Source organism: Enterococcus sp. S183_ASV_20, from assembly GCF_018919685.1.
Classification (GTDB): domain Bacteria; phylum Bacillota; class Bacilli; order Lactobacillales; family Enterococcaceae; genus Enterococcus; species Enterococcus faecalis.
Genome location: NZ_JAHLRI010000004.1, coordinates 68,899 through 93,640, shown reverse-complemented (window position 1 = coordinate 93,640; position 24,742 = coordinate 68,899). Strand labels below are relative to the sequence as shown.

Sequence of the window (24,742 nt, the reverse complement as noted above, 5' to 3'; positions counted from 1 at the left end):
AGACGTTCAACTTTTTAGTTTGAACGTCTAGTCTAGAGTTTTACTATTTAGTTTTCTTCTTTTTAGATAAGTTATTTCTCTGCTTATTGATTTTGATTTTTCGATAGTCAAACCCTATTTCTGTCATCAACTCTTCCCAATTTTTATTTGTTCTTTTCATTATTGTATCAACTGATGGTAACTTTGGTGATTGAACTAGTTTTCGAAATTTCGTCATTGATAAATCATCCTGTAATTTTAATCGGACTATTTCATTTCTTAGTTCAATCATTAGTTCAAAATCAGTAAAAGAAGACTTCTCTGTATTCTTTCTAAATAGATACCTTATATCTCCAAATCTCTTTTTTAATGTACTCAATGAAGGAACGTCTTTTCCTACTGATCTTTTTTCATACATACGCTGAGAAGTTATTTTCTCAACCGTGATAAAAGACTCTACTATTTTCAATAAATCTTTTTCTGATATTTTTGCCCATTTCCCATATTCTCCATTATCACACCCAAGACTAACTAATAAGTTTTTCCATGAACCATATTTTTGATTGATAAACCACATACTTGGTGCAGAATTGGGATTTTCTAATAATTTCCTATGATATTGACGGCTAGATTTTATTTCGTGTTTTTCGATAAATTGATTGATTAACAAAATCAGTTTTAGATCACTTAGATTCTTCCATACGATTCGTCCATCATCTTGTTTCACGATAAAAACTCCTAAAAATTATTTAGATAGAATCCTATCACATCAACTTTTTAGTAGAAAAGTACATGTTTTGGCTTTTTCGAAAAAAGTCGACCCTTTTAGTAACTCGGGTTCAGAAGTTGCTAAATTCGGTAAATGTTTTGGTATTTTTCGTATTAAATTTGTCGTCAAATTGACTACGAAATTTTGCCCTATTTTGACGACACTGATAGTCAAAATCGGACAATCTAGGGCAATTTAATGGAATATGAATGAAAAATGATCCAAAATAGCCAATTGAGGCTTAAAACTGTGATAGTGAAAAAAGAAAAAGCCCTTGATATACAAGGACTTTTCACAGATTTCAGATTTCCAAGGAAGTTTTCCGTGTTTATCTTCTGATTTCTTTGATACGAGCTGCTTTTCCGTGTAATGCGCGTAAGTAGTAAAGTTTTGCACGACGTACTTTACCGTAGCGAACCACTTCAATTTGAGCAACACGTGGTGTGTGTAATGGGAATGTACGTTCCACACCAACACCATTTGAAACTTTACGTACTGTGTAAGTTTCGCTGATTCCAGCACCACGGCGTTTAATTACAACACCTTCGAATAACTGGATACGTTCACGAGTACCTTCGACTACTTTCGCATGAACGCGAACAGTGTCACCAGGGCGGAACGCAGGAATATCCGTACGTAATTGTTCTTGTGTTAATTCTTGAATTAATGGATTCATTTTATCCTTCTCCTTATTCCCAAATATTCTTATGGTCACTTCTGCCACAGCGGAATATTGTAATAGTTAGAGCGCATTGCACTCACCAAATTAGTTTACCACAGACAAAATAAGCTGTAAAGAGAATTTTCTTGAAAGTTCCCTTATTTTTGCTCTTCTTGTTTAATTTCCTCTAATAACTTCAACATTTCAGGCGTCATTTCTACTGATTCCAACATGTCAGGTCGACGTAAAAAGGTCCGTCGTAATGATTCTTTTAGTTGCCATTCTGCAATTAATTTATGGTTACCATTCGTTAGCACGGCAGGGACTTCCATATCGTTGAAAATAGCAGGTCTGGTATATTGTGGATGCTCTAATAGGCCAGTGGAATGTGAATCCGTTTGTGCAGAAAGATTGTTACCTAAGACATCAGGTAATAAACGGACTGTCGCATCAATCATGACCATTGCGCCTAATTCGCCCCCTGTTAAAACGTAATCCCCCAATGAAACTTCATCTGTGACCATCGTGCGAATTCGCTCATCATAGCCTTCATAATGTCCACAAATAAAAACTAAATGTTCTTCTTGTGAAAATTCCTCGGCCATTTTCTGATTAAACGGTTTTCCTGCTGGATCTAATAAGATGACCCGTTTTGGTTGCTGGTTTGTCTCTTCTTCAATTGCCTTTAGGTTATCATAGATCGGTTGTACTTTTAAAAGCATCCCCGCGCCACCGCCATACGGATAATCATCGACCGTTTGGTGTTTGTTATCTGAAAAATCGCGAAAATTAGAGACATTCAATTCTAATAACTGCTTTTCCCGAGCTTTCCCAATAATTGATTCCCCCATTGGTCCTTCAAACATTCTAGGAAAAAGAGTTAATACATCAATTCTCATCGTCAATCAATCCTTCTGGAATGTCCACATCAATCCGTTGATTTTCGACGTCGACTTTTGTAACAACGCCTTCAATATACGGTAAAAGTAAATCTTTTTTCTTTGGTCGTTGGACGACCCACACATCATTCGCACCAGGAGATAAAATTTCTTTAATTTTTCCCAGTTCACTGCCGGTTTCATCGTAAACAGTAGCACCAATGATTTGGTGATAATAAAATTCGTCCTCTGCCAATTCAGCGAGATTGTCTTTTGCAACTTTTAAAATACCGTCACGATATTTTTCAACATCATTGATATTTGGATGTCCTTCAAAGCTTAAAATGTCAAAATTCTTATGCTTGCGGTGGGACTTCACGACCAATTCAATTGGTGCTTTTTTCTCTTGAAATAGTAGTAACATAGCCCCTTTTTGATAACGTTCTTCTGGAAAATCCGTTTTCGAAATGACTCGAACTTCTCCTTTGATTCCTTGTGTGTTCACAATTTTTCCTACATTTAAATAATCTGTCACGTGAAAGCCTCTCTTCCTTGTATTTCATCTTTCCTATTCTACCATTTCTTACGCGCAAATTCTATGAAAAAACAAAGGCTAACTTTTCTAGTCAGCCTTTGTTTTTATTAATTCGTTAAACCAGTTAATGTGCCATAAATTAAAAATAAATTCAATAACGTCAAGGCAATAGCAATAATCCAAGCTAAAAATTTCACCCACGCTGGATTCGCAAATTGGCCCATTAATTTTTTATCACTTGTATACATCGTTAAAGGAATAATCGACACTGGCAAAGCAATACTTAGGAAAACTTGCGTATAAAGTAACAAGTCTTCAACAGCCGTTTCGCTACCGCCATAAATAATGACACAGATAATGACTGGCACAATTGCTAACAAACGAGTTAACACTCGTCGTGCCCACAACGGCATTTTTAAATGGATAAAGCCTTCCATTACAATTTGTCCTGACAGCGTACCTGTAATCGTTGAATTTTGACCCGAAGCCAGTAAAGCAATTGCAAAAAGAATACTTAACACTGGGCTAGCAATATTACCAACAATATCTGGATTTTTCAGAGCATCAAATAAATCAACAAATTTACCTAATTCACTGTTGGTTCCATAAAATAATGCTCCTCCTAAAATTAACAACAAACAATTTACGACGAAAGCAACAGTTAATTGAATATTTGAATCCCAAGTAGTGAAACGAATTGCTTTGGCTTTCTCAACATCATCGTTACGATCAAATTTCCGTGCTTGCGCAATGGAAGAATGCAAATATAAGTTATGGGGCATGACTGTCGCTCCAACGATCCCCAAGGCTAAAAATAACATGGATTTATCTGTCGCTATTTTTGTGTCTGGAATAAAACCTCGTAATACTTCACCAACATTTGGATCTGCTAATGCCACTTCATAAGCAAAAACAAAAAAGATGACTGCAATTAAACAAGAAACAATTGCTTCGATTTTGCGAAAGCCTAACTTTGTCAGTAGCAACAGTAATAAAACATCAAACGTTGTTATCAACACACCAATTAATAATGGAAAACCAAATAATAATTGCAAAGCAACGGCACCACCAATTACCTCAGCGATATCTGTAGCCATTATGGCTAACTCCGTCACCACCCACAAGGCAACGCCCGTTCGTTTACTTGTATGCTCTCTAGTCGCTTGAGCTAAATCCATTCCTGTCACGATTCCTAAGCGCGCAGCCATACTTTGTAGTAACATGGCAACTAAACTAGAAAGCAAAATCACACTAAGTAACGTGTACTTATATTCCGCTCCGCCAGCAATTGACGTAATCCAATTTCCTGGATCCATATAACCAACAGCCACTAAAGCGCCAGGTCCGCTATAGGCTAACAAAGTTCGCCAAAAGCTTGCGTTTTTAGGTACCTCGACGGTATTATTTATCTCTTCTAAACTAGGTCCATTTGCATAATTAAGCATTTTTTCCGTTTTCTTTTCTTTCATCCAACATCCCTCAATCTATCTTGTTCACACATTTCACTTTTAGGCACACCTAAAAATAGTTAACATAATTATAGTCTTCTTATTCTTCGTTGTAAACTGTTACATTCTAATTTTTTAAGCACTTTCGCTATAAATCGTTTGGTTTTTACCAAAAAATCCCTTACACTTATTTTATCATAGATCGGAGGTTATGAGGATGAAGTTAGATATGGTCGGTATTATCGTCAACGATATGACACAAGCACTCTCTTTTTACCAAACGCTAGGTTTTAACGTGCTGGAAGAAGCTTCGCCTGATTACACAGAATTACAAAACAATGGCGTCAGGATTTCTTTAAATTCACTACAAATGATTACTGGTGTCTATGGGTTTGCGCCTAGCCAGCAAGGCGATAAAATCGAACTTGCTTTTCTTTGTGAAACGGCCGCAGAAGTTGATAACACCGTGAAAAAAATGAGCCAAGCTGGTTACATTGTTTTTAAAGAACCTTGGAATGCACCTTGGGGCCAACGATACGCAATCATTAAAGACGTGGATGCAAATTTAATTTCACTCTTTGCCCCTCTATAATATTACTAAAAAATGCGCCACTTTCGTTTCTTTTACTCTCTTTCGAAAGATTAGTGCAGAATGGGTCTTAAGTAGGATGTCTTTTCTGTCTCTTTTTTTGTATAATAAACTTATCAAATGATGTGTATCTTACAACTTTGTTCGTTTGCAGAAAGAACAAACGATGTTTTTTATTGATAAAAAGTTATATACTAAAAGTACGATGAGTATAACTAAAGGAGATGAGAAATGTGAGTGTTACCCTATCTAGAAAAATTGTTAATATTATTTCCATTTTGGGCATTGTTGCAACCATAATTGCAACCATCTATTTTATCCGATTAGGTGTCTTCAAGGACATCAATGCACTAAGAGGACTAGTAGGGCAATCTGTCATTCTCGGTCCGATTATTTTCATGTTAATTCAGATTATTCAAGTGGTTATTCCGATTATTCCTGGTGGTGTTAGCTGTGCTGCAGGGGTCTTGATTTTCGGGCCAACAATGGGCTTCGTCTATAATTACGTTGGTATTGCACTTGGCTCTATTATCATTTTCTTATTAGGTCGTAATTATGGGAAACCATTCATTATGAGCCTTGTCAGTGATAAAACATATAACAAGTATATCGGTTGGTTAGACAATGAAAAACGTTTTGAACGATTGTTTGCTTTAGCAATTTTCTTCCCGATTGCACCGGATGATGCGCTTTGTTTAATGGCCGGTTTAACAAAAATGTCTGTGAAAAAATTTACTCTGATTATTTTATTAGCAAAACCTGCTTCTATCTATTTATATAGTCTTGCGTTAATTTATGGCGGTACATTTTTAACTAGCTTACTGGGAATGTAAAATAAATAAAAAAGCGAACGGACTAAATCAAAACTCTGCCTGTGTCAGTTTGATTTAGTCCTTTTATTATGGAATTTTGGTAGAAACTGGGGGACTTTTGATGTTTAGTTATTTTAAAAATAGTATTGTGAATACGCTAGATTTTCTTAAAGGGACAACGGCGTATTTTCGCGATGTGCTCTTGATGCACGGATTTATGTTATTCGTTCTATTGCCTTTATTGACAAGTTTGTCCAAATTGGTACTCAAAGAAGGTGGGATTGATTATATTTCCTACGATAACTTAGGGGCAATTGCTACGCAACATCCCTATGTCCTTTTGACTTTTCTACTAATTGGGCTGTTAATTTTACTGGCGCTCTTTTTTGAATTTACCTTTTTATTGCTTAGTGTCTATTTTATTAAGAAAAAGCAACCAATTACTCTAACGCAATTATTGCACGGCACCTTGCTTCAGATCAAAAAAGTTCGAGGAATTACCTTTCTGTTTTTCCTGGCATATTTCTTTTTGATTTTACCATTAAGTGGGTTAACCTTCCGCTCTTATTTATTAACAAGAGTTAAGATTCCAGCCTTTATCTTAGATTTTATTTTTGCAAATCGCGTCATTATTATTATTGGTTTCGTATTGTTAGAACTGATTATCTTATATTTAGCGATTCGACTTGCTTTTGCCCTTCCAGAGTTGATTTTACGTGATGTTGGTTTTCGTGAGTCTTTAAAACGTAGTTGGCAAATTACAAAGCGGCGCTTTTTCCAGATTTTAGGGCAATTTATTATCATTGGAGGAACTGTTTTAGGGATTTTTACGGCTGGCTATTTCTTGATATTTTTAGGTCAAACCGCAGTCGAAACGTTTAAACCTGAGTGGTCTTTACCTAGCGCTGTCATCGCTATGACACTCCTTCAGGTTATGATGCTCTTAAACTTGGTGTTGTCTAGTGTTGCTATTTTTTACATTATTGTTGATGATATGGAAGATGAAGGGATTTTGCCTGACACGCCAGAATGGTTCACCCCGAAATCAGAGGTTCGGGTAGAATGGACCACCTTCAGAGTCGTTCTTTTTTGTTTGATTGCAATCATCTTCGGAATTGGTGTAGGCACCTATAATACGAATTACCTAAGTCATACACCTGACCGAAAACCGGTTACCATCTCCCATCGTGGTGTTAATGGTAACAATGGCGTTCAAAACACCTTGGACTCTTTAATCGAGACCAATAAGGCAAAACCTGATTATGTTGAAATGGATATTCAAGAAACCAAAGACCATCAATTTATTGTCATGCACGATTTTAATTTACGGGCGTTAACGGGCGTTAATAAACGACCGAATCAATTAACACTTAAAGAATTAACGAATATGAATGTCACAGAAAATGGTCAAACTGCTAAAATGGTTTCTTTCGATGATTATTTAGCCAAAGCCAATCAATTAAAACAACGTTTATTAATTGAAATCAAAACCACGCCTCAAGATAGCCCTGATTTAGTACAGCGCTTTGTCAAACAATACCGTGAAAATATTTTTGAAAACGGCCATATCCTTCATACCTTAACCTATGATACGGCGATGGCCTTAAAGAAAGAAGAACCACGCTTTTATGTAGGCTACGTTATTCCTTTCAACATTGTGGGACCGCCTAAAATGCCAGTTGACTTTTTTACTATGGAATACAGTACAATGAATCGTAACTTTGTAAATGCCGCTCATCATGATGGGAAAAAGGTTTATGCTTGGACAGCAAATGATGAAGATGTTATGACACGAATGATTTTTTATGGCGTCGATGGCATCATTACCGATCAGCTCAGTCTACTGAACGAAACAATGAAAACCGATTTAGAAAACCCAACATACTCCGATAAACTGTTGAATTTCGCTATTGGAATGGGTTAAAAAAAGAGCGTGGGACAAAAATCACTTTGGATTTTTGCTCCACGCTCAAAAACTGATAAACGGCGGGAACAGAAGCAACTCCTTCGGAAATAAGCCGGAATTATCCAAAAATTAAAGAACAATTTTCGGAAATTCCTTCTTATTTCTCGGAGTTAAACGCTTCTGTCCCGACCTCTTTTACGTTCATGTTAGTTGTTTTTACCAAAAATTCTTAAGAAAGCTAAGAATAAGTTGATGAAGTCAAGGTATAATTGTAATGCGAAGAAAACGGCCATCCCAGTACCTGCTTGATCACCTGTTTGCGCATAGACTTGGCGTATACGTTGGTTATCATAAGCAGTAATCCCTGAGAAAATTAGGACCATTAAAATGGAAATAAAGAATTCTACAGCATTACTGTGTAAAAGGAACATATTTAGCAACATCGCAATGATGATTCCGATTAAGGCACTATAAGCGGCATGACCAACTGCTGATAGGTCTTTCTTCGTAAAGACACCTACTAATGACATCGCGCCAAAGGTAGCTGCTGCACTTAAAAATGCGCCGGCCACTGTTCCACCAGTATACATTAATAACGTCACGGATAAAGTGACACCATTTAATAATGCATACGCAACAAATCCTGCAATCGCAATGGTTGGATTTTTCTGTGCTTTTGCGCCTAGATATAAAACTAAGCCAATTTCAACAAGCCAAATCATCCAAAAAGCTAAGCTTGATTGGAATAAAGTAGCTAGAACAGGTAAAAAGACAGTTGTCATTGCATAAGCCATGATTGCGCTAATACCAATTCCTAACGCTAAAAATCCGTAAATTTTGGCATAAAATTTATTCAAACCTGTGCCAGTTTGGATATACTCTTGATTATTCATAAGTTAAAGTCCCTTCTTTCTCTGTTAGTTCATCAATCGTCACTTGGGGTGGTTGAACCATCACCACTGCATCTAACACGCGATTTTCTTGCTCATTAACAGCCTCAACTGAAATGGTAATCACATCTTTCATTTTGTCGACTTTGATTACTTCTAATTGGAAAGTCAATGTTTCGTAATGAAAAACGGGTTCCACAAAGTTCACAGAGAAATTCACAACATGTGAACCTGGTCCTGGTAAATGTTTAGAAATCGCACTAGTGATAATTCCCATCAGCATAATTGATGGTACGATTGGTTTTTCATATTCTGTTTTTTGGGCATAATCATGTTGGATATATAAAGGATTCGCATCATTGGTCAAGCCCAAATAAAGTAATAAGTCCTTGTCTTCAATTGACTCTGTCAAGGACAACGAATCTCCCTCTTCGATATCTTCGATGGTTTTGCCTAATTTTCTCGGTTTTCCGATATTCAAATTAGTACACCTCCGTTATTGATAAGATAATTGTACCAAAATGTACTTAAAAGGCAAGCTAAAAAGTAGTCTTTAAAGGATGTTTAAACAAAACCAACTTATCTACCATGCTAGCATTCTAAAAAAAACAACGGAACAGGAGCAGCTTCTTATTTTTTGAAGCCAGATACCCCTGTCCCGATTTTGTTTATGTTCTCTTATAAAACGTTTCTAGTTGTGTTACTTAGTAATGTTTCGTAAGCTTGTTCAAATTTCTGAACGTCGCCAGCACCCATAAAGACCACCACTGCATTTTCAAAATCTAGTAAAGGTGACACATTATCTTCGGTAATTACTTGTCCACCTTTTTGAATTTTTTCACCTAAATCTTCAATGCGTACCTCGCCTTGTGTTTCACGCGCAGAGCCAAAAATATTACATAAGAATACTTCATCTGCCAAATCCAGTGCTTCAGCAAATTCATCCATTAAGGCAATTGTTCGTGTAAATGTATGTGGCTGGAAGACAGCAATAATTTCTTTGTCAGGATATTTTTGGCGAGCGCCATCAATCGTTGCTTTAATTTCAGCTGGATGGTGCGCATAATCATCAACAATAATCATGTCACTGACTTTTTTCTCGCTAAAACGACGTTTTACACCTTTAAAACTTAGCATTTCTTCTGCGACTTTTTGCATATCAAGTTTTTCAAAATAAGCCACAGCAATCACACCTAGCGCATTCATGATATTGTGATGGCCAAATGCTGGTAAGACAAAATGACCTACAAAATCATCCTTGTGATAAACATCAAAAGATGAGCCTTCCGTTGTTCGTTGAATATTTCGGGCTTGGATATCATCCTCTTCGCTGACGCCATAATAATAAACTGGCACTTCTGATTCTAACTGGCGAAGATACTTATCATCACCATAAGCAAAAATTCCTTTTTTGACTTGATGAGCCATTGTTTGGAACGCTGAAAAAACGTCCTCAATGCTCTTGTAGTAATCTGGATGATCAAAATCGATATTCGTCATAATCGCATAATCTGGTGAATAAGCCAAGAAATGACGGCGATACTCACACGCTTCAAATGCAAAGAAATCAGCATCTGGTTCGCCGTGGCCAGTGCCATCCCCTATTAAATAACTAGTTGGATTGATACCACTTAATACATGTGCTAGCAAACCAGTCGTACTTGTTTTCCCATGTGACCCTGTTACAGCAATGCTTGTGTACGGTTCGATAAAACGAGCAATGAAATCGTGGTAACGAATTACTTCTGCGCCTAATTCGATGGCGCGGGCGATTTCCTCATGGGTATCTGGAAAAGCATTTCCAGCAATAACAATCATGTCTTTATCAATATTATCTGCATTAAATGGTAAAATAGGGACACCTGATTTTTCAAGATCCCGTTGTGTAAAGAAATACTCTTCTACGTCTGATCCTTGAACGTTGTAGCCTTTTTGGTGTAAGACCAACGCTAATGAGCTCATGCCAGAACCTTTAATTCCGACAAAATGGTATAATTTGTTCTCTTGATTTCCCATTATAATCCTCTTCTCTGTCACTATATAAAACATACCTTTTTTAAAAAAATTTCAATCATACGAGATTCATTATCGTATAAAACAAAAAAATAATCAACTATTAAAACAGAATAAAAAACTTACATGTTTCAAATCCACATGCAAGTTTCATCTCTTAACTAAAATATTTACTGTTTTCTAATACAGAACTTGAATCTTCTAGCATCCCGCTTAATGGTTTATCCAAGATGCCCTTTTTCTTCTCTTCTGTCACAGGTGCTTCCGGCTCCACTTGAGCATTCGCTTTAGCTAATTTTTTCCCATAAGCAGTTTGACTTTTAGCATTTTTCTTTGCGGCATTCAAACGGGAACGCGAACGTAAATCTAACGCATCTTCGCCAAAACGTTCTAAGTCTGGTTTGATTTGTTGATATTGTCGTCTAGTTAAAGGAATCTCAGGTTCTGAGGTTGGAATATTAAATTTCCGCACCGTTGGATCTTCTTCCGTATCTTTCACTTGAAAAGCCGTTGGTTCATCATCAAGAATGACATATGAACGACGATCTTTTTTCATTGCTTTTAGCAACTCTTCTTCAGTAAAACTAGGTTCCTGTTCCTCAGGAATCACAGAAGCCGGGATATATTTAGGAACAAAATAAGAAGGTGTCGTTTTTTGCACTAATGGTGATGCGGCAGGTCTACTTGGTTTCGCTACGACTTCTTTTTTTTTATACGTTTGTGTCCAGCCATTTCCTTTTGGTGTCCCAAAAAGGCTATTATTTTTTTTCGTTGCTTGTTTATTTTTCGTTGCTTTACTAGCATGTTTTGTATAGTCTGGCAAATTAGAACGATGACGTGCTAATTGCTCTTGTTGTGCTGCCGTTAATTGTTGTGTTTGTTTATTTGTAGTTGATTGATTCGTTGTTGGTTGTTGGACGGATGGTGTGCTTTGTCTAGTATCTTCGGCAGATGTTGCAGTTCTTCTGCTACCAGACATTGCTTTACCAATCAGATCATCTTGAAATAAGTTACGTTCATTATCTGTTGGTAATTTTACGCCCTGTTCATCATCATAAGCTGGAAAACGGAAATGTTTTCTCTTCACTTGAGCATTATCCATTGCGGTCATTCCTTTTATTTTTCTTTCTCATTAGTTTAACACATTCTCAATGAATACTAAAGAACTTGCCTGAATTTTTAAGAGAACAAAAAAGAAACCTCTGTTTAAAAAGGTTTCTTTTTCTGTTTATTTATCTAGTTGTAATTTGGCAAAGTCCGCTTTGACTTGAATGAATGACTGAAACAATTGTAAAAACTGAAAGAGTCGCGCCCGATTTTCAAATTCACTTCTTGTTTGCGGCAATGGTTTTGTGCGATAGGTTTCATAAACGGTCTTAATTCGATTCATAATTTCTTGTCCATCATTATTCTCTGCAAATGTTTCTGCCGTATATTCCAATAATTGTTGAATATAGCGAACTTGTTGCGCATCAACAGTAATATCTTCTAATAATTCCAACATGTTTTTTAGAATATTACTTTGCATTTTTCTCATCGCAAAGTACTCTAAATAGTACGTATTGGTAGACAGCAATTGATTCTCGGCATGATTTTTGGCCCACGTCTCACCTGTACGAATAAAGGTTTTTAAATCTGCACAATGCATGACCAAATTTCGCTCTCCTGCAGCGTTGTTTAAATGTAGCGCCATTTCCCTTAAAATTTTACGAAACATTGTTTCAATGACTTCTTGGTCTTCTCTTAAACGTTTTTCTGTATCAGGCATATAAGAATTAGCTAATAACGCTAGTCCCACACCAATACTCATTAATAAAAACTCATTTCCAATAATCGCCCAAGAAAGATTTTTTTCGACTAAATAATGAGTTACCAAAACGGAACTCACAACAATCCCATCAGATAATTGAAAATACACGGCTGCTGGAATAAATAATAATAAAAAAATACCAAAAGCAATCGCTGTAAAACCTAAAAAAGTAAAACAAATATACGCTAAAATAGTTGCTAAAGCTAAGGATAACAAACGATAAATTCCTGTCATGACAGATGTTTTTTTCGTGCTAGTAACACTTAAAACTGAAATAATCCCTGCCGAAGGGGCATAAAGTAATCCCAGTTTTTCCGCAATAATCATTGCTAATGCAGCGCTAATGGCTGTCTTGACTGTTCGTAAACCAATTTTCATGCATACTCCCCTTAAAAAATAATAATTCTTCACTTTTCTCTAGTAATTTTACCTCTATTTCGGTTATCATTAAAGAGAAAAGTTATTTAGGAGCGAATATTTATGATAGTGGGTCGATTTCGTTTAGGCATGCGAACGTTAAAAACAGCAATTGCTGTCATGCTGTGTATTCTTTTATTTCAATTTTTCCATCGTGGCTCACCTATGATTGCCTGTTTAGCAGCTGTTTTTTCGCTAAGACAAGATTTAAATACCAGTTTGTCTTTTGGAAAATCGCGCATTATTGGAAACACATTGGGTGGCTTTTTAGCTTTGCTTTATGTATTAGCACAAGATTATTTTCCTAATCAACACTTAGTAGAATTACTGCTACTACCACTTTTAGTCATTATCGTCATCGTTGTTTCTGATGGGATTAATAACAATGCTGGGATCATTTCTGCAACTGCGACACTTTTAATGATTTCTTTAAGTATTCCGCAAAGCGATTCCTTTCAATATGCAATGGAACGTGTGTTGGATACATTCATTGGGACCTTTATAGCGATTGGTTTAAACGTCTTTTTACAACCTAAGCCAGCAGAAGAAGCCCATGAAATTTCTGAAGATTTAGCTGAATTAGAAAAGAAAGAAAAAGAACTAGAAGCTTTACGTCAACAAGTTCAAGCGCGGATTGCTGCAGAAGAAAACACTGATGACAAGGCAAATAAATAAAGAAACAGCCGATTGAAGAGAATAACAATCGGCTGTTTCTTTATAGTTCCCAATTCGTTTTTGCTTGAAAGTTGGCGGCTGCGCCAATCAAGTTGGCATCATTTTGATAATGGCAGGTCACGATTTCTGGAACAAAATCTTTTAATTCAAAGGTTTGTAAATGCGTTAGCATCCGGCGATTAATCTCTGCTAATAAGCCTTCTTTAGCAGAAACACCGCCTCCGAGTACAATCATTTCAGGATCATAAGAAAACTGTAAGCCGAATAATCCTTGTGTTAAATAATCATAAAAATTATTGACTTCTTCGCGAGCAATCTCATCCCCTCGTTGTGCCAGTTCAAAAACTTCTTCTCCTGTCACCGCCTGTTTTTCGACTCCAATTCGTTCACAATAGCGCTGAGCCATTTTGACAGCTGTGCCAATTTCACTGAATGTTTGGCCATTACTTAAAAAGTTCAGTCCAAACTCGCCTCCATATAAATGAGCGCCTTTGTACAATTCACCATTGCGAAAAATCGCTCCGCCAATTCCTGTCCCAATAACGACAAAAAGCACTTCTTTTTTCCCTTTCGCCGCGCCTTCATATATCTCAGCTAAACCAGCACAATTCGCATCATTTTCGATAGTCACTGGTAAGCCAAACAACGCTTCTAATTCTTCATAAATGTTAAAATGATGAATATATGGAATGGCGGAAATCCCTAAAATCTGTTGACTTTTTTCGTCAACTACTCCAGGTGAACTAAAAGCAACACCACTAATCGACTCATTTCTTTTGTCTGCATAAACCGAATATAAATGCGCTTTCATTTCTTCCCAAGAGCCAGGTGTTGGAAAGCTCCCTTGATTTGTTAATTCTTTGCCTGTCCAAACGCCGTATTTCACGGAAGAACCGCCAAGATCAAATGCTAAAATTGCCATATTTATCCATCCTTTTCTACTTCTGTTTTCTTATTTCTTCGATACGTATACGGTCCATGATAGGTCTCATCAGGATTTTTCGTCAAGCGAAATTTCAACGGAACATAGTCAATGCCGCCTTTAACAAAAGGATGACATCGTAAAATCCGTGCTACCCCCATCGTTGTTCCTTTGACACTTCCATGTGTATGAATTGCATCAATCATATATTGTGAACACGTTGGGTAATAGCGACAACGTGCAGGCAATCCTGGAGAAATAAATCGTTGATAAAAACGAACACCGCCGATTAACGGATTTTTCATAAAGTGCCTTCTTTCTAACTAATTCTTACTAAAGAATAGCTTGTTTTTTCATGTTTGGCAAGTCTTAGTTACGAGAAATTACACCAGGTGCACCTATGACGAATTCTTACATTTCTGTTGCTATCCAAATGAAAAAAAACGTGCTACACTATAAAAAAAGGAATGGAGGCTTAGTAAATGGGATTAAAATTTGAACGTTCCAATGACTTAGATAAACTCTTCGATTCTTTCGCCGTTGATCCATTAAAGAAAGAAGTACCTCTTGAAGAACTGGCAAAACAACGACAAGAAGTAAAAAAAGAAGAAGCAAAAAAACAAGCAAAAGAGTAATTTTGCTTGTTTTTTTCTATAGAAATTTTTCAATTGCTGTCCAAGCTGCTTCTTTTCCTTCTTTTGTTTCAGAAGAGAAAATAATAAAGTCATCTTGTTTATCAAAATTCAAGGCTTTTTTGATGACACTCTCGTGTTTGTTCCATTTGCCCCGCGGAATTTTGTCTGCCTTAGTTGCTACAATAATAACTGGCAAATCATAGTATTTCAAAAATTCATACATTTGGATATCATCTTGGGTCGGCGGATGACGTAAATCAATTAAAGAAACGACTGCACGTAATTGCTCACGTTGCGTGATATACGTTTCAATCATTTTTCCCCACTTCGCACGTTCTGTTTTAGAAACTTTGGCATAACCATAGCCAGGAACATCCACAAAGTGTAAGGCATCCTCAATTAAATAAAAATTTAGCGTTTGCGTTTTACCAGGTTTGCCTGAAGTTCTTGCTAAATTTTTACGATTAATCAAGGTATTAATAAAAGATGATTTCCCAACGTTCGAACGTCCAGCTAAAGCAATCTCCGGTAACTGAGATTCAGGGTATTGTTTAGGGGATACCGCACTAATCACGATTTCTGCATTATGTACGTTCATTGTTTTCCTCCGTTCTTCTATTCAGTCTTTCATTCAAAAGCTTAACAAAAACAGCTCTTTCGGAGATCCGCCGAAAGAGCTGTTTTCAGCTTCAATCTTATACAGCTTCTTTATCTTTTTTGTTATAAATAATTGTTGGTTTACCGGTACCTTCAGCTGCCATTTTAGTAATGATAACTTTTTCAATGCTTTCATCTGAAGGAACATCAAACATTACGTCCATCATAATTTCTTCAATGATTGAACGAAGTCCGCGTGCGCCAGTATTACGTTCAATGGCTTTGGCTGCGATGGCTTTTAATGCTTCTGGTTCAAATTCTAATTTAGTGTCATCAAGAGACAATAATTTTTGATATTGTTTCACCAAGGCATTCTTCGGTTCTGTTAAAATTCGAACCAAATCATCATTCGTTAATTTATCAAGCGCAGCCATTACAGGTAAGCGTCCAATAAATTCTGGAATTAAACCAAATTTCAATAAATCTTCTGGAATAATATGCTGCATGATGCTTTCTTCTTCATTTAAAGCAGAATTGGTTTTACCAAAACCAATAGTTTTTTTGCCTAAGCGGTTTTTAACAATGGTTTCAATTCCATCAAATGCTCCACCAACGATGAAGAGAACATTCGTTGTGTCAATTTGGATAAATTCTTGATGTGGATGTTTGCGGCCCCCTTGTGGTGGTACACTTGCAACTGTTCCTTCAAGAATTTTTAGTAAGGCTTGTTGAACACCCTCACCTGAAACATCTCGAGTAATCGAAACATTTTCACTCTTACGGGCAATTTTATCAATCTCATCAATATAGATAATGCCCTTTTCCGCGCGTTCAACATTATAGTCAGCAGATTGTAGTAATTTTAAAAGGATATTTTCAACATCTTCCCCTACATAACCTGCTTCTGTTAAACTGGTCGCATCAGCGATTGCAAAAGGTACATTTAATGTTTTTGCTAACGTTTGAGCCAAGAAAGTTTTACCTGAACCTGTTGGTCCAATTAAACAAATGTTACTTTTTTGCAATTCAACGTCATCTTGAGTTGCAGCTGTTTCTGATTGATTCACACGTTTATAGTGATTGTAAACAGCAACAGAAAGTGTGCGTTTTGCACGTTCTTGTCCAATAACATATTCATTTAAAACATTTAAAATTTCTTGGGGTTTTGGCACATCCGTTAATTCTCGGACTGCTTCATCATAAAATTCTTCATCAATAATCTCTTTACATAGATCAATACATTCATTACAAATATAGACACCCGGACCAGCAACAATTTTTTTTACTTCTTCTTGTGTTTTCCCACAAAATGAACAACGAACGGTCCCGTTATTATCCGTATTGTCGTACATGTTCGTCACCCCTCTAAAAATCAAAAAATGACTGTCATCACAGTCTCTCATCATAATAGCACAAACCACTTTAAAATGCGAACATCTCAGATAGAAAGTTTTATTGTTCTTAGACTTCTTATGGTATACTACATTATATAAAAGCACTTTCATAAAAAGTGATTGTGTTGAAACAAATTGGAGGAATTGTGATGTTAGAACAAATTTTACTAGGTACCTATACTCGAAGAGCCAGCCAAGGCATTTATAAAATTGCATTAGATACGACACAAGGTCGTTTAACAGAAGCGACACTTTTGTTAGAAGAAACGAGTCCTACCTATCTTGCTCTGAGTCAAAAGGGCGAACTTTTTAGCGTCACTAGTGTTGACGGTGAAGGTGGCACTGCCGCTTATCAATCAGAAATGGACCATTTTAACTTATTGAATAAAGTAACTGAGGAAGGTGCGCCGCCATGTTATGTAGCTGTTGACGAAAACCGACAACTTGTCTATGCAGCAAATTATCACCAAGGTATCGTTCACGTGTATCGTATCTTAGAAGATGGTTCTTTGGAAGATGCTGACAAAGTGATTCATACAGAGCCAACTGGTCCTCATGAAAATCAAAACAATGCCCATGTTCATTACACAGATTTGACGCCTGATCAACGCTTAGTCGTCTGTGATCTAGGAACCGATCGTGTGTATACGTATAATGTTAGCTTAGATGGAAAGCTTTCTGAAATCGCTCAATTCGTGACTGAGCCAGGGACTGGTCCACGTCATTTAGTGTTCCACCCAACAAAATCATTGGCTTATCTATTTGGTGAGTTAGATAGCACTGTTTCAGTTCTTTCATATGATGAAACAGATGGTTCTTTTACTGAATTACAAAAAGTTTCTACTTTGCCTGCTGATTATGATGCGTTTAATGGTGGTGCTGCAATTCGTATTTCTTCTGATGGCCGTTTCCTTTATGCTTCAAACCGTGGCCATAACTCGATTGCTGTCTATGCTGTTTCAGAAAACGGCGAAGCGATTGAACGAATTCAATTAATTTCAACAGAAGGCGATATTCCGAGAGATTTTGATTTAGATCCTTCTGAAGATTTCATCGTTGTTGCTAATCAAGACTCTGATAATTTAACACTTTATCGTCGGAACCAAGAAACAGGCTTATTAGAAATGATTCAAAAAGATGTTGCTGTTCCCGAATGTGTTTGTGTTTTATTTGTATAATTAAGTTGACTATTTCCTTGGAAAACGACAGGAGTCAGATGCTAAATAATTTTTGCATCTGACTCCTGTTTTCTTATTTTAAACGATGGATTGCTTCTCTAATTCTTTAACGTATAAATAAAAAGAGCCAAAATCTAAGCGATTCATTTGTAAAGATTCATGAATTTTTGTGAACCCTTTACTTTCGAAAAATCGAATCATTCTATGGTTTGTATGATTAGTTTGAGCATACATTTTACGTCTTCCTTCCCAGACTGCTCGTTTCTCCAATTCATGGAACAACAAACTGCCATAACCCTTGGCAATATAATTAGGCGAAGTTGCAAAGCGCTTTAGCCAAACAAAGTCTTGTTCCTGCTCCATACATAACGTTGCCATTGAAAAAATCATTTCTTCGTGCACTAGCAAATACAACCGTTTTTTTGTAATGTCTTCTTGGATATCTTCTTGAGAAGGGTAGTCCTTTGTCCACTGCGTAATGTCCACAACGTCCATGTATGCCTTTACTTCTGTTAAAAATTGAAGAATCATCGGTAACTCTTTCTCATCAGCCACTCTAATTTTCATTGTTTATTCTCTTAATAAGGTAACAATAGAATCGACAAGACAATCACACTAATAATGCCAATGATGGTCGGTACACTCGTCCGCTTTAAAATTCTGATGGGACTAACTCCTACTGTTGATGCGACAATCATGACAACTGCTGCTACAGGAGAAATCGTTCTAGTTAAATTCGCAATCATCTGCATTGGCAAGGAAATTAAAATACCATCAATCCCAGCTTTTTCGGCAATCCCAGGGATTAGTTCGATAACCGCATAAAACATTGCCAGTCCACCACCGCTTAAAATTCCAAAAAAGGTCGTTGCACCGCTGAAAATTAAGGTCGTAACGATTCCTGCTGAACTTGACGCTTCGACAGAGGCCATAATACTATCAATAATTCCTAACGTTTGAATCGCAGACGTGAATAATGAACCACCTACGACAAGCATCACAACTTGACTAAACCCTTGCCCCATTCCTTTAAACATCTCGACAGCTGTATCTTGAACTTTTTTAAAAGATTTCAAGCGAAGCGTCTCAACCAATACCGCAATGAAGAAAGAAATAAATGTAAGAACAAAAATATCCATCGTTATTCCTTTAATAAACATTCCTGCGATTCCCACTCCAACAATTAATAATAGCGGTAATATTGGCAATATTGCATAAAATTTAGGAACATCAAATTCTTTTTGTTTGCTTAAGCCTTCTTCATTTAATGAGACATAGGCAGCCTCACCTTCTTTTTTATCGCAGTATTTTTGCCAGAAGTACTGTGCAACCGCAATGATTAATAACGATGGCAGTGAAATTTTGGCATTCCATACAACATAATTTAACACATCATAACCAAGGGTATTTGCGGCGATTACGTTATCCGCGCCTAAAGGTGTTGGCATGATAGTTGCCGTCATTGCAATCACACCTGCAGCAGTTAATGATGAAATCCCCATGCTGGCTAGCATCGGATATAATATAGACATTAAAATAATCGCTAAGCTTGATGCACTAGGAACTACTAGTGACATTAAATTTCCAATTAAAAAGACCACAGGGACAAATAACGATTTACGTTTAATCTTCATTAATGGTTTCACCAAAAAGTTGACAGCCATCTGATTGGCCCCGATTGCATTCATATAGCCTGAATAACCAAAAAGAATCATAATTACAATTCCTGCTGAACTCACTTGTGCAATAATTGTATCTTTAAACTTCAAGAAAATATCAAATAATCCAAAACCGGTTCCTTCCCCTGCAGGATAAATGGGATGTCCTAACATCCATGCACATGCAAGTAGAACAAGCGCACCAATAATTAAACTGAGTGCGGGATGATAATTTTTTACAATCAAATAGGCTACAACAACTAAAACGACCAACACCAATAAACTTTCAATCATACTTATCCTCCTTCAGTTAATTAACCGCTTTCATTTTTTCGACAACCCATTTTTGAAAAGCTTCAACATTTACATCTATACAGGCAACGGCATTCGTGTTTTTATGATACTTCATTTTTAAATCCGCAACAGTAGCTCCCGCAGCTGGACCTTCCAAAGCAACTTCAATGAACGTTTCAGTTGTCTCAAATAATTCTGGTGAAGTTAAATAGGCAATCGCACAGACATCATGCATTTTCAAACCTGTAGTTAGACTGCCGCCTCTATAATGACGGAAAAGACCATAAAACATTTCCCCAACTCTACCAAGCGCTCTGATGGCTGTTACTTCATGATTCGTTAACACAGCTTGACTTGTAACATCTAATCCTACCATTGTTAGCGGGGCACCTGATTGGAAAACAATTTGTGCAGCGTGTGGATCGACATACGTATTAAATTCGGCACTTGTATTTGTATTTCCCCTTGCTAATGAGCCACCCATCATGACGATTTCTGCAATATTTTCTTTGACTTCTGGATAGAGGGTCAGTAACAAAGCAATATTCGTTAATGCAGCAATTGGAACAATGGTCAAAGGAACATCACTAGACAGAATTTCTTTTCGCATAGCTTCCACTGCATGAATATCTAAACACGTAGAGATAGGTTGCGGAAACTCAAAGCCATCCATGCCAGTCTCCCCATGAATCTCAGCAGAATCTTCCAATTGAATAAGTAACGGACAATTACACCCCTTGGCTACAGGAACCTTTTTCCCAAAAAAATCGACAAGTTTCAAGGCATTATTTGTTGTTTTTTCTACATCTACATTCCCTGCAACCGTCGTTATTAAGCGAACTTCTAGGTTAGGATGATTCAGTGCAATCGCTAAAGCTACAGCATCATCAATTCCTGGGTCCGTATCAATAATGATCGGTCTTTTCTTTGTATCCATTTTTCTTCCTCCATTCACATTTAGGAAAAACATTTCCGGAAACGTTTTCTTAATTCGAGATTAACAGCGCTTTCATTAAAAGTCAAGCAGAATTTCTAAATAATAAATAATTAGGCTTTTTCTTGACTTTCTGCTTTTAGAATGCTTACTATAAAAAAGAGTTCAGTGAAAGGACGAAAATGATGAATATTAAAGATATTGCAAAATTAGCTGGCGTTTCCGCTTCAACTGTATCCAAAATTATAAATAATAAAGATCAAACTATTAGTAAAGAAACCCGTGAGCGTGTCTTAAAAATCGTTCGAGATTACAACTACACACCTTACTCAGCAAATCTCGTCACAAATAGTACTACAAAAACCTTCGTGTTATTATTAAATAGCCATGAAACTTTTGAGGCTTGGGTTACGAGCTTTATTGATAAAGCTCAAGAAAATGGCTATAACTGCTTGATTTTAAATAGTCACGGTAGTTTAGAACAAGAACTGAAAAATATTACCTCGCCAACTTTAAAACAAGCCAGTGGCATTATTTGGGACCCAATCAATGAAAACAGTAAACAATACGCGAAATTTATAGAAGAATTAACGATTCCTTACTATTTCGTCAATCACTCAACTAACGAATTACCTTCTCTAGCGGGGCTTTATGAAGAAGCTAGTTATGTTTTAACCCAAGAATTATTACAGAATAACCATAAAAAAATTAGTTATTTCGTCACTAACCCAAAATATAAAGAAGCAATTATTGCAGGCTATAAAAAAGCCTTATTTGATGTCAATTTACCCTTTAGTAAAGAAAATATTTTAACTACTATCCCTGCTGATTTCAGTAATCAGCTTATCACAGATGGGATTACGGGTATCCTTACTGATGACTATACCCAGGCTGTTTTTTTGGAACAGCTTTTAAAGCAGAGCGGTTTGCGAACCCCCGATAATTACTCTTTACTCGCAATTAAGCGAAAAATTGATCGTTCATTTTTACCTGATCATATTTCTTCCGTCTTATTAGATACAGAGACGTTTGGCAGCCAGTTAGCCTTATCATTGCTTAACAAACGCAAAGAAAAAACAGCCTTGATTAATGAGGCTGAAAAATTGGTGCTAGATCACAAAAATACATTAGGCATGTCTAGTGTTAATCCACATAGCAAAATGATTGTAGTGGGTAGTTTAAACGTTGATAATTATCTGTATTCAACAAATTTACCACATAACGGCAAAACAAATTTTCTGTCTAGCTATGCTAAATTCCCCGGCGGAAAAGGATTAAATCAAGCTGTTGGCTTAACCAAACTGGGGCATCAGGCCACCTTAATTGGTTGTTTAGGCTCAGACACAGATGCGAATTACTTATATAAAGAATTAGAAAAATACCACGTTACGACAGATGGTATCACACGTATTCAAGATACTGAGACTGGTCAAGCTTATATTTATGTTGAGACAAGCGGCGACTCCATGATTTCAATCTTACCTGGTGCAAACACAGCGCTTACACCTAAAAAAATCGCACAGCAAAAACACCTATTTATGGATGCCAGTTTTTGTCTCATTCAAACAGAAATTCCTTTGTCTGCTGTAGAAAAGGCTTGTGAAATCGCCCAACATTCAGGGGTACCGATTATTTTAAAACCAGCTGCTATTCATCATATTCCAGTGAATATACTAGAAAAGGTTGATTTTTTCATTCCCAATGAAGATGAATTATTGGAACTTCAACCAGATACTGGTACATTAGAAGAGAAAGCGGCGTACTTCTTAGAAACGGGCGTAAAAAATGTCATTGTTACTTTAGGAAAAAAAGGCGTGTTATTAAAAACACACCAAGTGTGCCACTATTTTCCTGCAACAGAAAATATAGCTGTGGATAGCACTGGTGCCAGTGACAGCTTTATCAGCGCGCTCGCCTCCTATCTTTCGAAAGGTTATCCGACTGAAGCAGCCATTCAAATAGCAATTCAGGCTGCAGGATTTTCAGTTTCTAAAGAAGGGGTGATTGATTCTTTAGTTGATCACGTCACTTTGGAAAATTATTTGATAAAAAAAGAACCCGCTCTTTTTGCTCATCGTAACACCTGTGTCGACTGACACAGGTGTTTTCCTGCTGAATATCTTGTTATTTTCTCATAAACCAATGAGAATTGTTCTTTTTTATTACAATTTATTAGGCGAACTATTATAATAAAAGAGAAGTTATTACTAAGGAGTGAGTCTCATCAAAACACAAGATGCCATAAAAACATTTTTACTTTCAAAGAAAACACAAAAAAAATTGGCTGTCTTTTTATACTTAGCAAAACAAACAAACCTTGATTTATCTAGTGTTGCCCGAAAATTCGATCTTTCTACTAAAAATTTATCAATTTATCTTCGTGAAATTCAAGAAGACTTAGCAACCCTTCCTGAAAATACCTTAGAGATTCAGATACATCACGGAAAAATTTCATTACATACGACTTCCAATGATTTTCTTTCCCACTATTTTTTATTATTTAATTATTACTGTGTCCATTCTACTGACTTCATTCTTTTTCAAGCAATTATCAAAAAAGAAAACAATTCTGTCTGGAAAGTGAGTCAAGAAACTAATTTTAGCTCATCTTACATTTACAAACGGTTAAATAACATTAATAAACTATTTGGTTTGTATGGAATTTCCGTCCATTTTTCCCCCTCGGCGAGTAAAGTGATTACAGGTTCTGAATTTCAAGTCCTATATGCTTTTCTTGATGTCTACTGGACCATCTTTTTAAATACCTTAGCCTTACCACGTTATACCTCTACTTATTTTGAAGATATACTGACGCAGCATATTAAACCAGAAATTCTTGAACGCTTGGAACACGCTTCTCTACTAAAATTAAATTTACTTTTACACATCGCAAAATATCGCTTTCCATATACTTGTGAAGATGATCTCCAAAAAGAATTTGAAGAACATCCTTATTTAAGGCTTTTCTCAGACTCAAAACAAACTATTTTTTGTTCCCAATCAAATTTTTCAGAAGATCAACAGCGGGTTGTAGATATCATTGCACCCATTGCCATTGATAATTTTGATTCAGCAAAACGAGCCAAAGATTTACTGGCTGCTCTAAATGAAATTTCTTGCCCAGAATATTTCTACGTTGATTCTTTATTAACCAATTTTTGCGAAGTTTTTCAAATTCCAAAAATGCGTGAATTTGATCGTCATTACTTCTTACTTATTTTATTTAAAAATATTATCTATAACCAATTATTTATTTCACAGCAACCAAATACCGCAATTCTAGATTTTTTAGTCAATAAAAATAGTACTTATCAAAAAGATTTACAGAAAGAAATTTATGCTTTTTATCAAAATTTTTCAGCGCATTCCTCTTATCAGTTAAGATTTAAGGATCAGGAGAACCCAATTTGGACATGTGAATTGTTGTTACGAATTTATAAGCACTATAGTCCCCGCAAAAAAATTAAAATTGGTGTTGCATATTCTCGCGATTTTTACATTGCTAGCTTTATTATGATGAAAATCAAGCAAGCATTTAGTGAGGATATTATTTTTGAACGAACCGATTTTTCTAGTTGTGATATTGTGATTACTGACTATCCCTTATTTGATTTACCAAAAGAAATAGACCGAATTTACATTTTAGAAGAAGAATTAACCCGAGAAGATTGGGAACTAATTTTCAGTAAAATAAGTATCGCCATTTTTGATTTGCAATATTAAAACAAACACCACAAGCGCTAACTTG

25 protein-coding genes are annotated in these 24,742 nt (G+C 36.3%); 8 read left to right on the top strand and 17 right to left on the bottom strand.

Going from position 1 to position 24,742, the window contains the following annotated elements:
- Positions 1–43: 43 nt before the first annotated feature.
- From KQI94_RS03050 to KQI94_RS03030, 5 genes are all read right to left on the bottom strand, one after another.
- A complete protein-coding gene (locus KQI94_RS03050; protein WP_002298795.1) occupies positions 44–706 on the bottom strand; it encodes a hypothetical protein in 663 nt (220 codons plus the stop codon).
- A gap of 370 nt (positions 707–1,076) precedes the next feature.
- Positions 1,077–1,424: a 50S ribosomal protein L19 gene (gene rplS / locus KQI94_RS03045; protein WP_002357176.1), complete on the bottom strand. Its 348-nt coding sequence runs from the start codon at positions 1,422–1,424 to the stop codon at positions 1,077–1,079.
- A gap of 143 nt (positions 1,425–1,567) precedes the next feature.
- Positions 1,568–2,308, bottom strand: coding sequence for a tRNA (guanosine(37)-N1)-methyltransferase TrmD (gene trmD / locus KQI94_RS03040; protein ID WP_002381776.1), 741 nt, complete (start codon positions 2,306–2,308; stop codon positions 1,568–1,570).
- Positions 2,298–2,822 carry a ribosome maturation factor RimM gene (gene rimM, locus KQI94_RS03035; RefSeq protein WP_002369214.1) on the bottom strand — a complete coding sequence of 175 codons (525 nt, stop codon included), beginning with the start codon at positions 2,820–2,822 and terminating at the stop codon, positions 2,298–2,300. Before rimM ends, trmD begins: the two co-directional genes overlap by 11 nt.
- 107 nt (positions 2,823–2,929) lie before the next feature.
- A complete protein-coding gene (locus tag KQI94_RS03030) occupies positions 2,930–4,291 on the bottom strand; it encodes an Nramp family divalent metal transporter (RefSeq protein WP_002369213.1) in 1,362 nt (453 codons plus the stop codon).
- A 196-nt stretch (positions 4,292–4,487) separates the two neighbouring features.
- Here KQI94_RS03030 and KQI94_RS03025 point away from each other — a divergent pair, with 196 nt between their 5' ends.
- From KQI94_RS03025 to KQI94_RS03015, 3 genes are all read left to right on the top strand, one after another.
- Positions 4,488–4,862, top strand: a complete 375-nt coding sequence (locus KQI94_RS03025; RefSeq protein WP_002383105.1) for a VOC family protein — start codon at positions 4,488–4,490, stop codon at positions 4,860–4,862.
- A gap of 230 nt (positions 4,863–5,092) precedes the next feature.
- Entirely contained in the window at positions 5,093–5,692 is a 600-nt protein-coding gene (locus tag KQI94_RS03020; protein WP_002357169.1) for a VTT domain-containing protein, read from the top strand.
- A 100-nt stretch (positions 5,693–5,792) separates the two neighbouring features.
- Positions 5,793–7,595 carry a glycerophosphodiester phosphodiesterase gene (locus KQI94_RS03015; protein ID WP_002369211.1) on the top strand — a complete coding sequence of 601 codons (1,803 nt, stop codon included), beginning with the start codon at positions 5,793–5,795 and terminating at the stop codon, positions 7,593–7,595.
- Between the two features lie 188 nt (positions 7,596–7,783).
- On the opposite strand, the gene KQI94_RS03010 is transcribed toward KQI94_RS03015, so the two are convergent.
- The 5 genes from KQI94_RS03010 to KQI94_RS02990 all read right to left on the bottom strand — a co-directional run bounded on the left by KQI94_RS03010 (position 7,784) and on the right by KQI94_RS02990 (position 12,668).
- Positions 7,784–8,470 (bottom strand): Bax inhibitor-1/YccA family protein, encoded by a 687-nt coding sequence (locus KQI94_RS03010; protein WP_002357165.1) that lies wholly within the window; start codon positions 8,468–8,470, stop codon positions 7,784–7,786.
- Positions 8,463–8,948, bottom strand: coding sequence for a MaoC/PaaZ C-terminal domain-containing protein (locus KQI94_RS03005; protein ID WP_002357164.1), 486 nt, complete (start codon positions 8,946–8,948; stop codon positions 8,463–8,465). The genes KQI94_RS03010 and KQI94_RS03005 overlap by 8 nt, the downstream gene beginning before the upstream one ends.
- 197 nt (positions 8,949–9,145) lie before the next feature.
- Entirely contained in the window at positions 9,146–10,483 is a 1,338-nt protein-coding gene (gene murC, locus KQI94_RS03000; RefSeq protein WP_002357163.1) for a UDP-N-acetylmuramate--L-alanine ligase, read from the bottom strand.
- 154 nt (positions 10,484–10,637) lie between these two features.
- Positions 10,638–11,591: a hypothetical protein gene (locus KQI94_RS02995; protein ID WP_002360064.1), complete on the bottom strand. Its 954-nt coding sequence runs from the start codon at positions 11,589–11,591 to the stop codon at positions 10,638–10,640.
- A gap of 117 nt (positions 11,592–11,708) precedes the next feature.
- Positions 11,709–12,668, bottom strand: a complete 960-nt coding sequence (locus KQI94_RS02990; RefSeq protein ID WP_002360063.1) for an aromatic acid exporter family protein — start codon at positions 12,666–12,668, stop codon at positions 11,709–11,711.
- 102 nt (positions 12,669–12,770) lie between these two features.
- On the opposite strand from KQI94_RS02990, the gene KQI94_RS02985 reads away from it, so the two are divergent.
- The gene (locus KQI94_RS02985) at positions 12,771–13,382 is read left to right on the top strand and encodes an aromatic acid exporter family protein (protein WP_002365791.1); all 612 of its coding nucleotides are present in this window, start codon (positions 12,771–12,773) and stop codon (positions 13,380–13,382) included.
- Between the two features lie 40 nt (positions 13,383–13,422).
- On the opposite strand, the gene KQI94_RS02980 is transcribed toward KQI94_RS02985, so the two are convergent.
- Both KQI94_RS02980 and yidD read right to left on the bottom strand, forming a co-directional pair.
- A complete protein-coding gene (locus tag KQI94_RS02980; protein WP_002360061.1) occupies positions 13,423–14,304 on the bottom strand; it encodes an ROK family protein in 882 nt (293 codons plus the stop codon).
- Positions 14,305–14,306: 2 nt separating this feature from the next.
- A complete protein-coding gene (gene yidD, locus KQI94_RS02975; protein ID WP_002357157.1) occupies positions 14,307–14,609 on the bottom strand; it encodes a membrane protein insertion efficiency factor YidD in 303 nt (100 codons plus the stop codon).
- Between the two features lie 177 nt (positions 14,610–14,786).
- On the opposite strand from yidD, the gene KQI94_RS02970 reads away from it, so the two are divergent.
- Positions 14,787–14,939, top strand: a complete 153-nt coding sequence (locus KQI94_RS02970) for an SPJ_0845 family protein (protein ID WP_002357156.1) — start codon at positions 14,787–14,789, stop codon at positions 14,937–14,939.
- 16 nt (positions 14,940–14,955) lie between these two features.
- Here the strand turns inward: KQI94_RS02970 and yihA are convergent, their stop codons facing one another.
- Positions 14,956–15,537: a ribosome biogenesis GTP-binding protein YihA/YsxC gene (gene yihA, locus KQI94_RS02965; protein WP_002357155.1), complete on the bottom strand. Its 582-nt coding sequence runs from the start codon at positions 15,535–15,537 to the stop codon at positions 14,956–14,958.
- 97 nt (positions 15,538–15,634) lie between these two features.
- A complete protein-coding gene (gene clpX / locus KQI94_RS02960) occupies positions 15,635–16,888 on the bottom strand; it encodes an ATP-dependent Clp protease ATP-binding subunit ClpX (RefSeq protein WP_002369209.1) in 1,254 nt (417 codons plus the stop codon).
- A 191-nt stretch (positions 16,889–17,079) separates the two neighbouring features.
- On the opposite strand from clpX, the gene KQI94_RS02955 reads away from it, so the two are divergent.
- Complete coding sequence (locus tag KQI94_RS02955) at positions 17,080–18,108, top strand: lactonase family protein (protein WP_002369208.1); 1,029 nt, start codon at positions 17,080–17,082, stop codon at positions 18,106–18,108.
- A 78-nt stretch (positions 18,109–18,186) separates the two neighbouring features.
- On the opposite strand, the gene KQI94_RS02950 is transcribed toward KQI94_RS02955, so the two are convergent.
- The 3 genes from KQI94_RS02950 to rihC are packed head-to-tail and all read right to left on the bottom strand — an operon-like array spanning position 18,187 to position 21,030.
- Entirely contained in the window at positions 18,187–18,675 is a 489-nt protein-coding gene (locus KQI94_RS02950; RefSeq protein ID WP_002369207.1) for a GNAT family N-acetyltransferase, read from the bottom strand.
- A gap of 11 nt (positions 18,676–18,686) precedes the next feature.
- A complete protein-coding gene (gene dcuC, locus KQI94_RS02945; RefSeq protein WP_002369206.1) occupies positions 18,687–20,060 on the bottom strand; it encodes a C4-dicarboxylate transporter DcuC in 1,374 nt (457 codons plus the stop codon).
- A gap of 16 nt (positions 20,061–20,076) precedes the next feature.
- On the bottom strand, positions 20,077–21,030 hold the full coding sequence (gene rihC / locus KQI94_RS02940) for a ribonucleoside hydrolase RihC (protein ID WP_216454314.1): 954 nt from the start codon (positions 21,028–21,030) through the stop codon (positions 20,077–20,079).
- Positions 21,031–21,176: 146 nt separating this feature from the next.
- Here rihC and KQI94_RS02935 point away from each other — a divergent pair, with 146 nt between their 5' ends.
- Positions 21,177–23,090, top strand: a complete 1,914-nt coding sequence (locus tag KQI94_RS02935; protein ID WP_002390302.1) for a PfkB family carbohydrate kinase — start codon at positions 21,177–21,179, stop codon at positions 23,088–23,090.
- Positions 23,091–23,208: 118 nt separating this feature from the next.
- Positions 23,209–24,717, top strand: a complete 1,509-nt coding sequence (locus KQI94_RS02930; RefSeq protein WP_002369204.1) for a helix-turn-helix domain-containing protein — start codon at positions 23,209–23,211, stop codon at positions 24,715–24,717.
- The last annotated feature ends 25 nt before the right edge of the window (positions 24,718–24,742 follow it).